The organism is Thiocystis minor, assembly GCF_016653465.1.
Taxonomy (GTDB): domain Bacteria; phylum Pseudomonadota; class Gammaproteobacteria; order Chromatiales; family Chromatiaceae; genus Chromatium; species Chromatium minus.
Map to the genome: position 1 here is coordinate 25,467 of NZ_NHSQ01000041.1, position 15,943 is coordinate 41,409.

Consider the following 15,943-nt stretch of genomic DNA (forward strand, 5'->3'; position numbering starts at 1 on the left):
CCGCGCGGGTGCGCTCGGGTCGCTGTTGGAGCCTTTCGATGAATTACCCTTTGATGCTGGCTGCGCTAATCGTGCCGCTGACCAGTCTTGCCCTCGCCGACGAGACCGCAACGACGCTGGATCCGGTAGTGGTCACCGCCACCCGCACGCCCGAACCCGAAAGCCAGACCCTGGCCTCGGTCACCGTGATCGATCGTGCCGAGATCGAGCGCCGTCAGGCGCGCTCGGTTCCGGATCTGCTGCGCGGCGTTCCGGGCGTTTCCATCGCCCAGAGTGGCGGGGCCGGTCATCCGGCCTCCATCTTTCTGCGCGGTACCAATGCCGATCATGTGCTGATCCTGATCGACGGGGTCAAGGTAGGTTCGTCAACCCTGGGCACCGCGCCGCTGCAAAACCTGCCGATCGAGCAGATCGATCGCATCGAGGTCGTGCGCGGTCCGCGTTCGAGCCTCTATGGCTCCGAAGCCATCGGCGGCGTTATTCAGATCTTCACCAAACGGGGTGGCGGTCCACTAACCGCCCGCGCAAGTATCGGTGGGGGCACACTCAGCACAGGGAGCGTTTCCGCCGGAGTATCCGGGGGTGGCGACCAGGGGTGGTTCAATCTGGGCGCCAACCTCGACCGCACCGACGGAATCAACGCCTGCGACGGACGCCCCTCCCCTTTCGCCGGCTGCGGGGTCACTCAGCCCGACCGGGATAGCTACCGCAATGTCGGCGTGAGTCTACGCGCCGGCTATGAATTCAGCGACGCGGCCAAGCTCGATGTGCATCTGCTGCGCTCCGAGAACCGTTCGGATTTCGACGGCTCGCTCTTCTCCGGCAACGTTTCGCGCGCCGAACAGCAGGTGGTCGGCGGCTCGGCGACACTAAAACCGCTGGAGCCTTGGACGCTGATTCTGGCCGCCGGGTACAGTTGGGACAAGTACCGCGCCTTTTATGAAGACGCGGCGATCGATCTCGACGATCTCTTTGTCGACAGTTTCAACACCGAGCGCGAGACCTATTCGTTACAGAATAATGTCGCGATCCTGCCCGGCCAGCTTGCAACACTTGGCTTCGATTACCTGAACGACCGGGTCGATGGCACGGTCGACTACAACGAGGACTCGCGCGACAACCTTGGCGTCTTCGGCGAGTATCAGGGCCGCTTTGGCGCCACTGATCTGAAACTCAGTCTGCGTCAGGACGACAACCAGCAGTTTGGCGCCCATGTCACGGGCAACGCGGCGCTGGGATACCTGTTCGACAACGGGATCCAGGTATCGCTGTCTTATGGCAGCGCCTTCAAGGCGCCGACCTTCAACGACCTCTATTATCCCAACTTCGGCAACCCGGATCTGGATCCGGAACAATCGCGCAGTCTGGAACTGGGGCTTGGCGGCAGTCTGCCGCTCGGGACGGAGGCGTCCGGGCGCTGGGGGCTCAGTCTTTATCAGACCGACATCGACGACATGATCGCCTTCGATGCCACGACCTTTGCCGCCGCCAACATCGCCAGCGCGCGCATCCAGGGGGTCGAGGCGTCTGGGTCGGCGCGGATTCTGGATTTCGATCTGGGCGCCAGTCTGACCCTGCTGAATCCGGAGAATCGTTCCGATGACGCCAACCAGGGCAACCTGCTACCGCGCCGTCCCGAGCAGAGCTTCCAGCTCGACCTCGACCGCCAGTTCCAGCGCTGGTCGGCTGGCGCGACACTCTTCGTCGCCGGACGACGCTTCGACGATCTGGCCAACCGCACGCGGCTCGATGGCTACACCCTCATCGATCTGCGGGCCGAATATGCCATCACGCCCGCCTTGCGGCTCCAGGCACGGCTGGAGAATGTTTTCGACGAGGAGTATGAAACCGCCTCTCTGTTCAACCAACCGGGTCGGGCGGCGTATCTGACCCTGCGGTATGAGTTTCAGCCGGGGGCGAAGTGAAGGTTCCAGAGGGCCGACGGCAAAGTCGGCGTTCCCAGGCGCACAAACCGCCCATGTCATGCCGGGCACGGTTACAATGCTCGACGAACCCAATGTCCATTCACCCGGCAACCCGACGTTGATCGCGTGGCCGCTCACAGGAGAAACCAAGCCCATGAACGACACCACGGATTCCCGCTCCCGTCTCCTGATCGGACTGGGCCTGGCTGCGCTCATGGCCGCGACCCGCGGGCAGTTTTTCGCACCACTCGTGCATTTGACCCTGGTCGGCGTTCGCTCCCGTTCGCGAACCGCACGGGTGCGTCCGCAATGACCGATGCACTGCTGAGCGCGCCCGGCCAACTGATCCTGGTCGGCAACGAAACCAACCTGGAGAGCGCCCCGCTGGATGCCATCACCCGCCGGTCCCGCGACCTGGCCGGCACCCTGCATCAGGATCTCGCCGCCCGCTGCGATCAGATCATCCTAACCGTGACCAGTCTGCCATTGACGGTCACGGGAGGCGCGGCATGATCGCTGGACTCGCCTGGCTCAACGAACCCTGTCTTCCGGTCGACCGCACGGCGGCCGAGGCCGCGCGCCGGCGTCAGGACCAGCTCACCAAACCGCGCGGTTCGCTGGGCCGGCTGGAAGAACTCGCCATCCGGCTCGCCGGTCTTCAAGGCAAGCCCATGCCCGCGGCCGACCCAGTCCAGATCCTGCTGTTCGCCGCCGATCATGGCGTCGCGGCCGAGAGTGTCTCCGTCTTTCCGCAGTCGGTGACGAACCAGATGGTGCACAACATCGCCCGTGGCGGCGCGGCCATCTCGGTGCTGGCGGCGGCGCTCGGCGCGCGCCTGGAGATCATCGATCTGGGGATGGTCACCGATCCCGGCCCCATCGAAGGCGTGCGTTCCGAGCGGCTGGGCTCCGGCAGCGGCAACATCGCCCGCGAGCCAGCCATGACCTCCGAACAACAGGCGGGCGCCATGAACGCCGGCCGGGCCGCCGTCGAGCGCGCCATCGATAGCGGCGCCAGACTGCTGATCGGCGGCGAGATGGGCATCGCCAACACCACCCCGGCGGCGGCGCTCGCCTGCGCCCTGCTGGATCTGCCACCCGCCGAGCTGGTCGGTCCCGGCACCGGTCTGGACGCCACCGGGATCGCGCACAAGACCGAGGTGGTTGCCACCGCCCTGGCGCGGCATGCCACGCCCGGCAGCACGCCCATGGAACTGCTCGGTCGACTCGGCGGCTTCGAGATCGCCGCCCTGACCGGCGCCTATCTCACCGCGGCCCAACGCGGTCTGCCGGTGCTGGTCGACGGTTTTATCGTCAGTGCGGCGGCCCTCGTGGCAGCACGCATCCAGCCCGATGTCCGCGACTGGCTGCTGTTCGCGCACAACTCGGCGGAACCCGGTCACCGGGCCATCCTGGAGGCGCTGGACGCCGATCCGCTGCTTGCGCTCGGGATGCGTCTCGGCGAGGCCAGCGGCGCGGCGACGGCGGTTCCGCTGCTGCGTTTGGCCTGCGCGCTGCACCAGAACATGGCGACCTTCGCCGAAGCCGGCGTGAGCGAGGGTTGAGAATGACCGACCGTTTTCTGGATCTGTTGCGACTTCGTCCGCTCTGGATCGCCGGGCGCTTCCTGACTCGCCTCCCCTTCCCCGATCCGGGTTGCGTCACGCCCGCCGAAGCGGGCTGGGCGGTGCCCTGGTATCCGTTCGTCGGATTGCTGCTGGGCGGACTGATCGCGCTGGTCGCCTGGACGCTCGGGAGCACGGACCCCAGCGTCGCGGCGGCGCTGACCCTGCTCCTCTGGGTCTGGTCCACTGGCGGGCTGCATCTGGACGGACTCGCCGATAGCGCGGACGCCTGGGTCGGCGGTCTGGCAAGCCGCGAACGCACCCTGGAGATCATGAAGGATCCGCGCAGCGGTCCGGCGGCCGTCACCGCGATCGCGCTGGTGTTGATCGCCAAATGGGCGGGACTGGCGGCACTGATCGCCCACGGCGAATCCTGGCTGCTGTTGTGGATTCCGCTGCTGGCGCGCACCCAGTTACCGCTGCTGCTCCTGACGACGCCCTATGCGCGCAAACGCGGCATGGCCTCGGATCAGGTCAACCAGCTCCCGCGCCGGGCGGCGTGGATGGCGGGCGTGCTCGTGCTGGCGGGATGCCCGCTGAGCCTCGGCTGGATCGGCGGCTTGACAGGCGTCTTGATGGGGCTGGCGCTGGTGCTGGGATCGCTGCTCATCCTGCTGCTCGCCCGACGGTCCATGCTCGCGCGCATCGCCGGATTCACTGGCGATACCGCCGGCGCCTTGGTCGAAATCACCGAAACCCTGCTCCTGCTCGCCACCGCCCTCCTCGCCATCCCTTTCTGAATTATCCCTTGAAAATTAGCAACCTATTGACATCGTTCGGCATCCTGTGTCAACAATAGCCCCAGAGTGTATGCGGTGCACCTTGTCTCGCTGACCTGATCGATCCGTCCGGGGTGCCGGCGGGCGATGGCCGAGCGCCGGTTGACCGCGCTGAATTCATTGTGACGCGAGGAGAATTGGGCCATGTATAGCTGGATCCAACCCGAAAAATCTCTTTATTATCAAGCGCATTTGATTAAGGATCTGTTCGGCGACTGGACCCTGGTGTCCAGTTGGGGCGTGATCGATTCGCGCCGGGGTCGCGTGCGTAAAACCGGCGTCCCTTCTTACCAGGCTGGACTCGAACGGATCAATGCCATCGACAAACGGCGACGACTTCACGGCTATCGACTCGTACAGGGCAAGCCGATGCAATGAACGGATCCAAGCGCTTCGGCTCGCATTTACGGCAACCGGCACTGTTTCGCGTCATGTTCATCATCACCTTAAATCTCTCGATAGCCTGCGCGAGCGTCGCCCAGGAAGCCGCTCAGCCAGATCCATTCCACGTCGAGTGGAGCCAGTCGCGCCTAAGCGTACAGGCTCACAATATTCCTCTTCGGCGAATTTTGAGCGAAATCGCCAGCAAAACCGACATCCAGATGAATGGCATCGACTCGCTACGGGAAACCGTGACGGTCAACCTCGATCAAGCCCCTCTTTACGATGGATTACGCACGATTCTGGACGGCAAGGATTATGTCCTCATTCATTTCCATGAATCATCGGACCATCCGCCAACCCTGACACTGATGATTTTGGGTCAGCCAGGCTCCTCGCCCTCGCCTTTCGTCTATACTCCTAGTCATACACAAGGCGATCAACAAGAGACGACTCTCGACCCGAACGAACGCCTCTCGCAGTTAGAGGGTTCGATCAAAGAGCAGCCTGCCAATTTGCGAGACATCCTTCATGCGGCTGCCCAGGACAGCGAGCCTTTTGTCAGAGAACTCGCCTATCGACAACTGTACGCACTTGACGAAGATGACGCTCGCAACTTGCTGGAGAGAGACGCATCCAGCGATGACGTCGATCGCCGAAGAACCGCGCTGTCCTCGTTCTTTGACCTCTATCACGCATCTCATCCATCAGACGTGTTAGACATGCTCACAGAAGCCGCCAGTGACGACAATCTTGATATACGAACGACCGCCTTCGAGTCGTTAACTCGCTTGGAAGGCGGATTAGTGGAAATCGAAAGAAAATTGGACGACCCTGATCCAGAAGTCAGGATCGTTGCTATCGATGTAATGGCCTCGCAAGGTCAGGAGTCGGCATGGAATGCCATCTCGCTGCTGCGACAAGATCCGGACGAGCAGGTTCGTTCTCGAGTCAATAACTTGTTTTTAGAATTAAATCATGAGGATACATCATATCCAGCGGGTTCTATCGAGTAAAACACACGTTGATAATGATTTTTAAGTCAATCTACCTTCATCTTTCAGGGCCATGAATCATGAGAAAAAGCCGATTACTCATTCTTACCTTCTGCACGTTACTGACGAATGTTACCTTCGCGGGCGACTTGTCGATTCCAGCGAGCAAAAAAGGTTTTGGATTTGACCCCGGCCTGCGTGCGGGCACGGATTTCGTCGCGGGAGATGTCATCGTGGGCCTCTCGACGAAAGGCAAGCAAGAAGGAGTGTTGAATGCCGCCCGGGCGATGCAAGGTCGACTGGAAAAGAAGATGGAAGATGGGAGTGCGGTTCTGCTTCACTTCGGTAACGAGAAAGCGGCACAGGCAGCAATCAAAGCGTTGGCCGTTCGCAGCGACGTACTATTTGTCGAACGCAACGGGTTCGCGCGCATTCCCCCTCTCCCTGACCTGAACAACATGCGGCCTCAGAAATCGGTTCGGAGCACGGCAAATCCTCGCCCCATGTCGGTTTCGACCGATCCAGGAACGGGATTTCAATGGCACCACACCGTCATCCGCAAGACGGCCGCCTTACCTGTCTTCTCTGCCACCCCGCCGACGGTGGCCGTCATCGACTCCGGGGTCGACTACACGCATCCGGATCTCGCTGGCAAGGTCATCAAGGGCAAAAACTCCGTGGCCAATAACTTCGATCCTTACGATGACGATAGCCATGGAACGCACGTTGCCGGAATCGTCGCCGCCAGGAGCGCGAACGGCAGCTATGGCGAGGGCGTGTGTCCAAATTGCAAAATTCTTGCGGTCAAAGTTTTGAACAGCACGGGTTCAGGTACTTGGTTCGATGTTGCAAACGGCATGGCCTGGGTGGTGTCGGTTCGAGGCAACCCGACTTACGGATCCCCCAAGGTTGTCAACATGAGTCTTGGCGGATCGGCCAGCGCGTTAATTTCGACCCAGGTCACCGCCATGAAGAATGCCGGCATGATACTGGTCGCCGCGGCTGGTAATGACAACACAACAAGTCCTATCTCTGCTTATCCTGGCGCCTATCCCAATACCGCCTTGCGGGTCATGGCGACCGAGCAACATGACTGCCGTGCCTATTTTTCCAATTTCAGCCCGTCGACAGCTCCCGGTCAATACAACATCGCCGCGCCCGGCTTTAAGATCTCGTCCACGGTTCCTGAATATGGATACGCGCAATACTCGGGAACCTCCATGGCCGCTCCGGTGGTTGCCGGTGCAGCGGCGCTGGTGTGGGGGCAATATCCTAGCTTGACCCGTGATCAACTCGTCGCTCGATTAGTGACCACGGGCCGAGGAATTTCCTGCGGTTTCGCGACCCCGACCCGGCGGGTGGATGTCCGTAAGGCGATATACGGCACGTCCGAAACCGCCGCCATTGGCCGTCTGCTCGACCCATTCAGTGGTAAGGCGCCAGTTCCCAACACGACTGCGGCCAACGCCAATCTCTACAATGGGGCGACGCTGGTTAAAAGCGATGCCACCAACAAGGGCGGGTTCTATGAGATGACCGGGCTCACGGCAGGTCCGCGAACCCTGAAAGCGGCTCGGGCCGGTTACATGAGCAACGTCGCGCTAAGAGGTTTGACTGTCAACGCGAGCGTGGTGACACCCCCATCAACCGACGCCTTACCCATGACTCGCACGGTGGGTAACGCGACCATCACGCTGGATTGGAAGAATATGCAGCCGATGGTTGACACGACCGGATGTGGCTCCGGCTGCAACGGGTGGGAATTCGATCTGTTAGCCAAGACGCCAAGCGGCAGCTATATTTATTGGGATAATGCTGGCGATTTATCGGGTGCGCCTTACGTGTTTTATCCACGCGATTCCTATGATGACTATGAGCCACTGGAAATGATTGTGGTCGGAAATTCTGCCTCGCTTGGGATCTACAAGATCTTCGCACGGAATGAATGGACGGGAAGCGATTCTTGGAGTGATTCCTGGGCGCTTTCGGGCGCGTCTATTCAACTTTATAATGGTGCCACGCCGCTTGGTGGGTTATTGTCACCGCCCGCAACCTGTGGGCTAAACGAATACTGGTATGTCGGCGATTTAACGAAAACCAGTGCAACCGCTTACACTTGGACCATCAAAAATACCTGTTCCAACGTGAGCCCATAGAGCGTTCGCGGTCAGACGGTCGATATCGAAGGCGAGTAAACCGCAATACATGATCCCGACTCAACGACCTTGTTGAGTCGGGGATGAGCGCAAGCGGAAAGCGGTTTTATCCTCCATTTCCAGGGCGATGTGTCCACAGACGACCGGCTTGTTCACGCCAACCCCTTGGCCCAACGATGGTGCCGCCGGCCCCTAGCCTGATCTCGACTGCGCCTTCGATCGCCGTATTGAACGCCCCAATCCCCTGCCCCGCCACCCGTGCGCGGACCATCCGCGCCGGAAACCCAAAGTGGTTGGCATATCCCGCGGAGAACAGCACCAGGCCAGGTGCGACGGCATGCAGAAATTCGCCACTGGTGGATGTGGCGCTACCGTGATGCCCGGCGACCAGGATATCGCTGCGTAATTTGGATCCGAGCCGCTCCACCAGTCTCCGTTCCACCCCCTGTTCGACATCGCCGGTCAGTAGAATGGACCGGCCGCCAGTCTCGATCCGCAACACGCATGAAGCGTTGTTCCCGCGCGCGCCTCCGTCCTCCGGATGCAGGAACAGGAATGACACGCCGGACCACGTCCAGCCGTCCCCGGCCTGACAGGACGTGGCGCCAGGAAGATCAAGCTCGGTCGTCTCACCGCTCTGAAGATGATCGAAGGCGATCCGTTCCGCCAATCCCAGCAAACCGCCGGTATGATCACGATCGGCATGACTGACCACCAGCCGGTCGATCCGGTCGATCCCCTGAGCCAGGAGAAAGGGCGCCACGACGGCACTGCCGGTATTGAACCCACTGGTGAAACCGGGGCCGGTATCGTAGACCAGCGTGCCCTCCCCGGTCCGCGCCACCGCGGCAAGCCCCTGCCCGACATCCAGCAGCGTGAACCAGACCTCGCCGGGGGCTGGGCCGGGAGGACGGATCGCGACCAACGGCAGGAGCAGCACTAGCCCCAGCCAGCGTCCGGGCAGTCCACGCGGCGCCAGCAGCAGCATCACGCCAATGGCCGAGACACCCCAGACCCAGGGCAGCGGCGCCGGAAAGGTCGCCGCCGCCCACGGAAGCGTCGCCAGCCAGGCCAGGCCATCCAGGCACCAACCGAGCAGTTCGGCGGTCAGGATCAGCGGCCAGGCGAATCCAGGGATCAGGCTCGCCAGGCTGGCGATGAGCACCAGCGGCAGGAGCAAACTGAACAGCGGAACCGCGACCAGATTGACCAGCGGAGCAATGAGCGAGACGCGCCCGAACATTGACAGGAGCAGCGGCAATAGACCGATGGTTACGGCCCATTGGGCACGACCCCAGCGGGTCCAGAGATCGCGGCTCGGCAGGCGTTGCCCCAGGTTGAACAGCAGTAGAGCCACCGCCGCGAAGGACAGCCAGAACCCATAAGACAGTACCGCCCCTGGGTCCAGTGCCAGGACTCCAACCAACGCGAGCGTCAGGGCATGATAGGGGCGTAGGGTCCGCCGCCAGAAAAACGCGCCGAGCACCACAGCAAGCATGACGAGCGCGCGCTGGGTAGAGACCGAGAAACCGGCCAGGCCCGCATAAACCAGCGCCGCCAGGATACCGGCCAAGGCTCCCGCCCGTGGAGCGGCCAAGGCGAGCGTCAACCGAACGCTCCGTGACCACAGCCAACGCGCCAGAACCAGGAACACGCCGGCGATCATCCCGACATTCAGACCGGAGATCGCGACCAGGTGACTGGTACCCGTCAGGGTCAGGATCTCCCAATCCTCGGGATTGAATCCGGATGTCTCACCGATGGTCAATGCCTGAACCAGCCCCAGTGTCCGGGCATCGCCTAGTACCCTGGCAAGATGATCGGCGATTCCCTGACGCCAGCGATCCAGCCAATAGGGTCCGGAACCTGCATCCAGGCGTTCGAGCTCCTCGCTATGACGCAAATGGCCAGTCGCCTTGATACCCTGTTGAAACAGCCAGCGCTCGAAGTCGAATCCTCCGGGGTTGGCATACCCATGACGCGGTTTCAAACGCACCGGGAGCCGCCAGCGCTCGCCGGCCTTCAGCGCGGGCGCGCCCTTGTACCAGGACAGTCGGACCAGCCCCTGAAAGGGAATCGGGTTCGTGTTCTGCAGAGTGCGTTCGACCTGAAACAGAAAGCGCGTGGCGTAGCCGGTCTCCACTGGAATGGAGGCGATGCGTCCCTCCAGCAGCAGCGGGGCACGGGCAAGTTCGTCCGGGAAGGGTTGGCAAAGCACCGCGCAAGCGTGGAGTTGCGCCCAGAAGATACCGAGCAAGCATGCAAAGGGCAGTCGCAGCAAAACCAGACGCCACGCCAGAACCGCAAGCAACAGCGTCAGTAGCCCAACCAACCACAGAGGGGGCATCACGGGGAACAGGTGAAAGGCCGCGACTCCCGCGGCGAAGGCTAAGCCGGCACGCATGCGCATCGCTCCTTTGCAGCAGGCCAGTCTCAATCCGAGAGCTTAAACAGTGCCAGCGCCGGTTGGTTCATGCAAGGCCGAATCGATATACGCGCACAACGCAGGCACGGACAAGATAAATCAGCGGCATTTCCAGTGTCTGCCCTATACTCGCAAATGAAGGCAAAGAAAGCCTGAACCGCGTCCAGCATGTCATGCGTCGTTTCCGCAACGAATCGACCGCGCATAAACCTATAAACATCGGAGCCTGTTCGGTTTAGGTGCTTCATCTTTCGATTATTTTAACTGCGTCTCACCGATGGCCGTTGGTCGCCAGAGTGGCTGGAGTCAGTCAACGCCTATCACGCTGGACGCGGTTTAAGACCACGCGGAACCTCTGTGTGAAAAAATGGCTAAAGCGCGTCATTCCAACTCCCAAGGCGATCCGAGAAAACGAGCGGATTAGCAACGTCTTCGGCAAGCTTCTGCACGATCCGAATCTGTGGCATCTGAACCGGCGGTCGGTCGCGGGTGCGGTCGCAATCGGATTTTTCGCCATGTTCCTGATTTTTCCAGCCCAATCGCTGATCGCCGCGGGTTTTGCCATTGCACTGCGCGTGAATCTACCGATCTCCGTCGCGCTGGTCTGGACCACCAATCCAGTGACGAGCCCGCCGATGTTTTATTTTGCTTATGTCGTCGGCTGTTGGATTCTTGGCCACGAGGCGGTGGGCTTCGATTTCCATTTCTGGCTGGACTGGCACAACTGGCTGGAGGTCATCGCGCCACTCTTGCTGGGTAGCCTGATCTGTGGCGCAGTTTGTTCATTTGCGGGCTATCTGGCGATTCAGGCCATCTGGCGCTGGAAACTCATGCGCCAAATCCGCGCACGCAAGGAACGCTATCGCGCGATGGCTGCGTCGCGGCTCAGCACCCCGTCATCCAATCGCCAGATCTGATCCATCCGCGACGCCAGTTCAGTGTCGTGAGTGACGATCACCAGACTGGTGCCAATATCCCGATTCAACTCCAGCATGAGTTCGTAGACCCCGCCCGCCGTTTTGCGATCCAGATTCCCGGTCGGCTCGTCCGCCAGCAGACAAGCTGGGCGTGTCACCAGAGCACGGGCGACGGCCGCGCGCTGGCGCTCGCCACCGGATAGCTCTCCTGGCTTATGGGCGCCACGGTGTCCAAGACCGACCCGCTTCAAGAGATCCTCGGCCCTGGCGCGCGCCTCGGCCGGCCGGGCGCCGCCGATCAGCAGGGGCATGGCCACGTTCTCGATGGCCGTGAATTCCGGGAGCAGATGATGGAACTGATAAACGAAACCGAGATGCCGGTTGCGCTGCAGTCCCCGCTTCGCTTCGGACAGGCGGCTCACCTCCTGGTCCAGCCAGCGCACGCTGCCCGAGGTCGGGCGATCCAGACCGCCGACACAATGCAGCAGGGTACTTTTGCCCGACCCCGAGGCGCCGACAATGGCGATCCGTTCGCCAGGGGCGACGCGGAACGTCACCCCGCGTAGCACCTGAACCTCCTGCGGACCCTGCTGAAAGGTCTTGACGAGCCCCTCGACCTCCAGAACCGCTGCGGCTTCATTCATAACGCAGGGCCTCGGCCGGTTGCGTCTGGGCCGCGCGCCAGGCGGGATAGATGGTCGCCAGGACCGACATCAGAAAGGCCCCGCCGCTGATGGACAGCACATCGGCCAGATGTACGTCGGACGGCAGTTGACTGATGTAATAGATGGTCGGATCGAGAAAATGCACGCTGAACAGCGTTTCGATGGCCCCCACCACCGGCTCGACGTTCCAGGCCAGCACCACGCCGGCAAGCATGCCGATCAGGGTGCCGATCAGCCCGATCGCGGTTCCCTGCACCATGAAGACCGCCATCACCCGCGCGGGCGAGAGCCCCAGGGTGCGCAGTACCGCGATATCGGACTGCTTGTCGGTGACCACCATTACCAAGGTCGAGACGATATTGAAAGCGGCCACGGCCACGATCAGAAAGAGGATGATGCTCATCATGCGTTTCTCGATCGCCAGCGCGCTGAAGAAGTTGCTGTGCACCTGCGTCCAGTCGACCAACCGGTAGGAGCCGCCCAGATCGTAGGCGATCTCGCGCGACAGCCGCGGCGCCTCCCACATGTCGGTCAGCTTGATCCGCACCCCGGAGACCGCCTCGCCGTAGTTCATGAGCTTGGATCCATCGCCGAGATGGATGAAGGCCGCGTTGCGATCGTAGTCCGCCATACCGACCGCGAAGATGCCGCTGACCGTGAAGCGCTTGAGTCGCGGCATGATCCCGACCGGAGTCGCACTGACTTGCGGGGTGACGACCGTCACCTTATCGCCCGGACCCACGCCCAGAAAGGCCGCCAGATCGCGTCCGAGGATGATGCGGAACTCGCCGTCGACCAGATCGTCGACCGATCCGCTGACCATTTGGTCGCGCAGATCGGCGACCTCGTCTTCTTCGGTCGGAACGATGCCGCGGACCAGCGCGCCGCTCACATAGGAGCTGTTGACCAGCATCCCCTGGACCTCGACGAAGGGCGCCGCGCCGACCACGTCCGGGTGCGCGCGCACCTGTTTTAGCACCTCGCGCCAGTCTGCCATCCCTCCTCCGTAAGGGTCGGTTAGGGTCGCATGCGAGGCCATGCTCAGGATGCGCTGCTGAATCTCCTTATGAAACCCGTTCATGACGGACAGCACCACGATCAGGGCGACGATGCCCAGCGTGATCCCGACCATCGAGGTGCCCGAGATAAAGGAGATGAAATGATTGCGGCGTTTCGCGCGGGTATAGCGCAGGCCGATATAGAGTGGGAGGGGATGATACATAGGGGCGGGATTTAACCATAAAGTCGTCTGAGGAACCGCGATAATTTTCATCTGGACGCCGCGCCAGGAAGCCGGCCCTCGAACGCCCAGGCGCGGTCGGTCAGCATGCGCGCGATCGACAGCCCGATGGCGATTCCGGCGACGATGAACATGGCCTCGTAGGCGTTGGTGATCGCCTCCAGGGGCATGTCCTGATTCGCGTACACCAGCGCCTGATAGGCCGTCGTGCCCGGAATCATGATGAGCACCGGGGGCACGGACAGCACGATGCGCGGACAGCGCATCCATCCCGATATCCAGGCCGCCAGCAGACCGACCAGCAGGGTCGCAATGGGTGCGGCCACCTGCAACGGCAACGGCACCTCGACCAGAGAGAGTCGCAAAGTATTGGCCAGCATCCCGATACAGGCCGCCGCCAGCGCAATGCGCGGCGGCGTGTTGAACATGATGGCGAAGCCGAAGACGCCGCAGAAGCTGGCAAGCAACTGCAACAGCAGGAGTGTCGATCTCGGCAGGTTCAGTTCGGGCGCCCGCAGCGGAACCAGATGGACCAGTTCGGCGACCAGCCAGGCGCTGATCGCCGCCACGGTGACCACCAGGATCGCATAGGTCAGGCGTGAAATCCCCGCGGTAAAGTCCAGTCGCGCCAGATCCAGCGCGGCGGTAATGAGCGGAAAGCCGGGGATGAGAAAGAGCACCGCCGAGGTATAGCCGGCGGCATGGCGCGCACTGGGCACCCCGAGACTCATCAGGAGTCCCGTGACCCCCAGATAGAGCAGACAGGCCGTCGCCCCCGCCATGAGGGTGACGCCGAGCTGATTGAGCCGATAACGGGCCAGGGTCGCGCGCAGCCACTGTCCCGCGCCCGCCCCGACGGCCACCCCCAGACACTCGACCCAACCCCCGTGATTGAGAAAGCAGAAGGCGGCGCAGGCGACCAGCGCCGCCAGTGCGGTCATGAACGGTCCATAACGAGCGGGCCGGTGCGCGATGGCGTCGAGCTGTCGATTGAAGTCCGCGACACTCGCGCCCGGCTGGGTGCCCAGCGCCAGCGCCTCCATCTCGACGATCCGCCCGGCATTGACGCTCACGGCGGGAATGGTCCCGACCAGCGTATGCGCCTCGCCCTGCCGGATGCCGGTGGCGATGACCGTGTTGAGCGTCACCTCGGCATGGACGGCGTCTAGACCCAGTGCATTCCCCACGCGGTTCATCTCTTCCTTGACGCGATAGGCGCCGGTTCCCGCCGCCGCCATCAGCGTTCCGGCGCGTACGACAGTTTGGCAGATCGCCGTGAATTCGGCGGATTCGAGACGGCTGGTTTCAACAGGGCGGTTGATCGGATGAATCCTCCAGGATCGTGATTGGTGTGGATGCGTCAAGCACGCCCTCTTCCCCAGGCGTTTGGCAGGACGCGCAAATCGTGTCGATGGACGTCCGTCTGCCCCGATCGGCGCCAATGTTCTCGTCGCGATCGCCTGTAGACCGTTAAACTGCGTCGACTCTAGCACGACAGATGGGCGCCCATCTGGCCGACGGCTCAAAACGCCGCCTCCCGTGATGGACGCGGTTTCACTCACAAACAACCGAGACCCCAAAATGCGCCGACTGCCCGCCGAATGGGAACCCCAGAGCGGGGTCATGCTCACCTGGCCGCATGCCGACACCGACTGGGCGGATCGCCTGGAGCAGGTGGAAACGCTCTATGCCGAACTCGCCGCCATGATCAGCCGCTTCGAAAGGGTTCTGATCGTCTGCCGGGATCGCGATCATGCCGAACGTATCAGGGGTCTGGCAACCCCGGCCGGCGCGGATTCCGCACGGCTTGACCTCGGCATCGCCCCGAGCAACGACACCTGGGCGCGCGATCATGGCCCGATCACTGTCCTGACCGATCAGTCACAACACCTGTTGCTGGATTTTCGCTTCAATGGCTGGGGCGGCAAGTTCAGCGCGGATCGGGATGACCGGATCACCGCACGCCTGGCGGCGGACGGCCTATTCGGCGATGCTCGGCTCGAAACCAGCGATCTGGTGCTCGAAGGCGGTGCGATCGAGACTGATGGCCATGGCACGCTGCTCGCGGTCACTCGCACCCTGGTCGATCCACGGCGCAACCCCGGCCGCACGCGTGCGGACATCGAGCACGAACTGACCGCACGGCTCGGCCTCCGTCATTTTCTCTGGCTGGAACATGGTGCCATCAGCGGCGACGATACCGATGGACATATCGATACACTCGTCCGCTTCTGCGATCCGCGGACCCTCTGTTATGCCCGTTGCGAGGATCCGCTGGATGCGGATTTTGCCGAGTTGCAGGCAATGGAGGCGGAACTGCGGGCACTGCGCGACCCCCAGGGTTGCCCCTATCGATTGGTTCCGCTCCCCTGCCCCGCGCCGATCCTGGATGAGGATGGCGCGCGACTTCCGGCGGGGTATGCCAACTTCCTCATCATCAATGATGCGGTTCTGCTCCCTGTCTACGGCGATCCGGCGGATCAGCAGGCGTGCGCGATTCTGGACGATCTGTTCCCGAGCCACGACATTCTGACGCTCGACTGCCGCCCTCTGATCCGTCAGGGTGGAAGCCTGCATTGCATCAGCATGCAGCTTCCAGGTTAGATCAGGCCAACATGCGGGAACGCGGCACCCTGGGGTTTTTCTCCCTTGAGCGAACCGAAGCCGCTGCGCGGATTTGCAATGGGAACCTGACCCCGGCTTCGGAGACCTGACCGTATGCCGTAACAGGCTGATTAACTTGCTGGTTAAAGTCCAGCCGATGGAGTTGCTCGTACACCATTGTAGTGCCCCGGAGCGGCGTTTGGGTAACCAAGGGTCGTGAGTTCCGAGGGT

At 62.1% G+C, this 15,943-nt stretch carries 14 protein-coding genes; 10 read left to right on the plus strand and 4 right to left on the minus strand.

The features are described 5' to 3' along the window. Nucleotides 1–38 precede the first annotated feature (38 nt). The 8 genes from btuB (at nucleotide 39) to CCR95_RS03605 (ending at nucleotide 7,861) form a co-directional block, all read left to right on the plus strand. Complete coding sequence (btuB, locus tag CCR95_RS03570) at nucleotides 39–1,925, plus strand: TonB-dependent vitamin B12 receptor (RefSeq protein WP_201091937.1); 1,887 nt, start codon at nucleotides 39–41, stop codon at nucleotides 1,923–1,925. Between the two features lie 154 nt (nucleotides 1,926–2,079). Beyond that, a complete protein-coding gene (locus tag CCR95_RS03575) occupies nucleotides 2,080–2,238 on the plus strand; it encodes a hypothetical protein (RefSeq protein WP_201091961.1) in 159 nt (52 codons plus the stop codon). Next, on the plus strand, nucleotides 2,235–2,438 hold the full coding sequence (locus CCR95_RS03580) for a bifunctional adenosylcobinamide kinase/adenosylcobinamide-phosphate guanylyltransferase (RefSeq protein WP_201091939.1): 204 nt from the start codon (nucleotides 2,235–2,237) through the stop codon (nucleotides 2,436–2,438). The genes CCR95_RS03575 and CCR95_RS03580 overlap by 4 nt, the downstream gene beginning before the upstream one ends. Next, nucleotides 2,435–3,490, plus strand: coding sequence for a nicotinate-nucleotide--dimethylbenzimidazole phosphoribosyltransferase (gene cobT, locus CCR95_RS03585; RefSeq protein ID WP_201091941.1), 1,056 nt, complete (start codon nucleotides 2,435–2,437; stop codon nucleotides 3,488–3,490). Before CCR95_RS03580 ends, cobT begins: the two co-directional genes overlap by 4 nt. A 2-nt stretch (nucleotides 3,491–3,492) precedes the next feature. Next, nucleotides 3,493–4,290: an adenosylcobinamide-GDP ribazoletransferase gene (locus CCR95_RS03590; RefSeq protein WP_201091943.1), complete on the plus strand. Its 798-nt coding sequence runs from the start codon at nucleotides 3,493–3,495 to the stop codon at nucleotides 4,288–4,290. A gap of 183 nt (nucleotides 4,291–4,473) precedes the next feature. Then, nucleotides 4,474–4,707 (plus strand): hypothetical protein, encoded by a 234-nt coding sequence (locus tag CCR95_RS03595; protein WP_201091945.1) that lies wholly within the window; start codon nucleotides 4,474–4,476, stop codon nucleotides 4,705–4,707. After that, entirely contained in the window at nucleotides 4,704–5,726 is a 1,023-nt protein-coding gene (locus CCR95_RS03600) for a HEAT repeat domain-containing protein (protein WP_201091949.1), read from the plus strand. The genes CCR95_RS03595 and CCR95_RS03600 overlap by 4 nt, the downstream gene beginning before the upstream one ends. Before the next feature lie 59 nt (nucleotides 5,727–5,785). After that, a complete protein-coding gene (locus tag CCR95_RS03605) occupies nucleotides 5,786–7,861 on the plus strand; it encodes a S8 family serine peptidase (protein WP_201091951.1) in 2,076 nt (691 codons plus the stop codon). Between the two features lie 106 nt (nucleotides 7,862–7,967). On the opposite strand, the gene CCR95_RS03610 is transcribed toward CCR95_RS03605, so the two are convergent. Beyond that, nucleotides 7,968–10,265, minus strand: a complete 2,298-nt coding sequence (locus CCR95_RS03610) for a DNA internalization-related competence protein ComEC/Rec2 (RefSeq protein ID WP_201091952.1) — start codon at nucleotides 10,263–10,265, stop codon at nucleotides 7,968–7,970. Nucleotides 10,266–10,645: 380 nt separating this feature from the next. Between CCR95_RS03610 and CCR95_RS03615 the strand changes: the two genes are divergently transcribed. Beyond that, complete coding sequence (locus CCR95_RS03615; protein ID WP_201091953.1) at nucleotides 10,646–11,203, plus strand: DUF2062 domain-containing protein; 558 nt, start codon at nucleotides 10,646–10,648, stop codon at nucleotides 11,201–11,203. Here the strand turns inward: CCR95_RS03615 and lolD are convergent. Genes lolD through CCR95_RS03630 form a run of 3 tightly spaced genes read right to left on the minus strand, consistent with a single transcriptional unit; the run spans nucleotide 11,146 to nucleotide 14,472 of the window. After that, nucleotides 11,146–11,847, minus strand: a complete 702-nt coding sequence (gene lolD / locus CCR95_RS03620) for a lipoprotein-releasing ABC transporter ATP-binding protein LolD (RefSeq protein WP_201091954.1) — start codon at nucleotides 11,845–11,847, stop codon at nucleotides 11,146–11,148. The two genes, CCR95_RS03615 and lolD, sit on opposite strands and share 58 nt — an antisense overlap. Then, the gene (locus tag CCR95_RS03625) at nucleotides 11,840–13,090 is read right to left on the minus strand and encodes a lipoprotein-releasing ABC transporter permease subunit (RefSeq protein ID WP_201091955.1); all 1,251 of its coding nucleotides are present in this window, start codon (nucleotides 13,088–13,090) and stop codon (nucleotides 11,840–11,842) included. The genes lolD and CCR95_RS03625 overlap by 8 nt, the downstream gene beginning before the upstream one ends. Before the next feature lie 47 nt (nucleotides 13,091–13,137). After that, entirely contained in the window at nucleotides 13,138–14,472 is a 1,335-nt protein-coding gene (locus tag CCR95_RS03630; protein WP_242523043.1) for a threonine/serine exporter family protein, read from the minus strand. A 217-nt stretch (nucleotides 14,473–14,689) separates the two neighbouring features. On the opposite strand from CCR95_RS03630, the gene CCR95_RS03635 reads away from it, so the two are divergent. Continuing rightward, nucleotides 14,690–15,712 (plus strand): agmatine deiminase family protein, encoded by a 1,023-nt coding sequence (locus CCR95_RS03635; protein WP_201091956.1) that lies wholly within the window; start codon nucleotides 14,690–14,692, stop codon nucleotides 15,710–15,712. Nucleotides 15,713–15,943 lie beyond the last annotated feature (231 nt).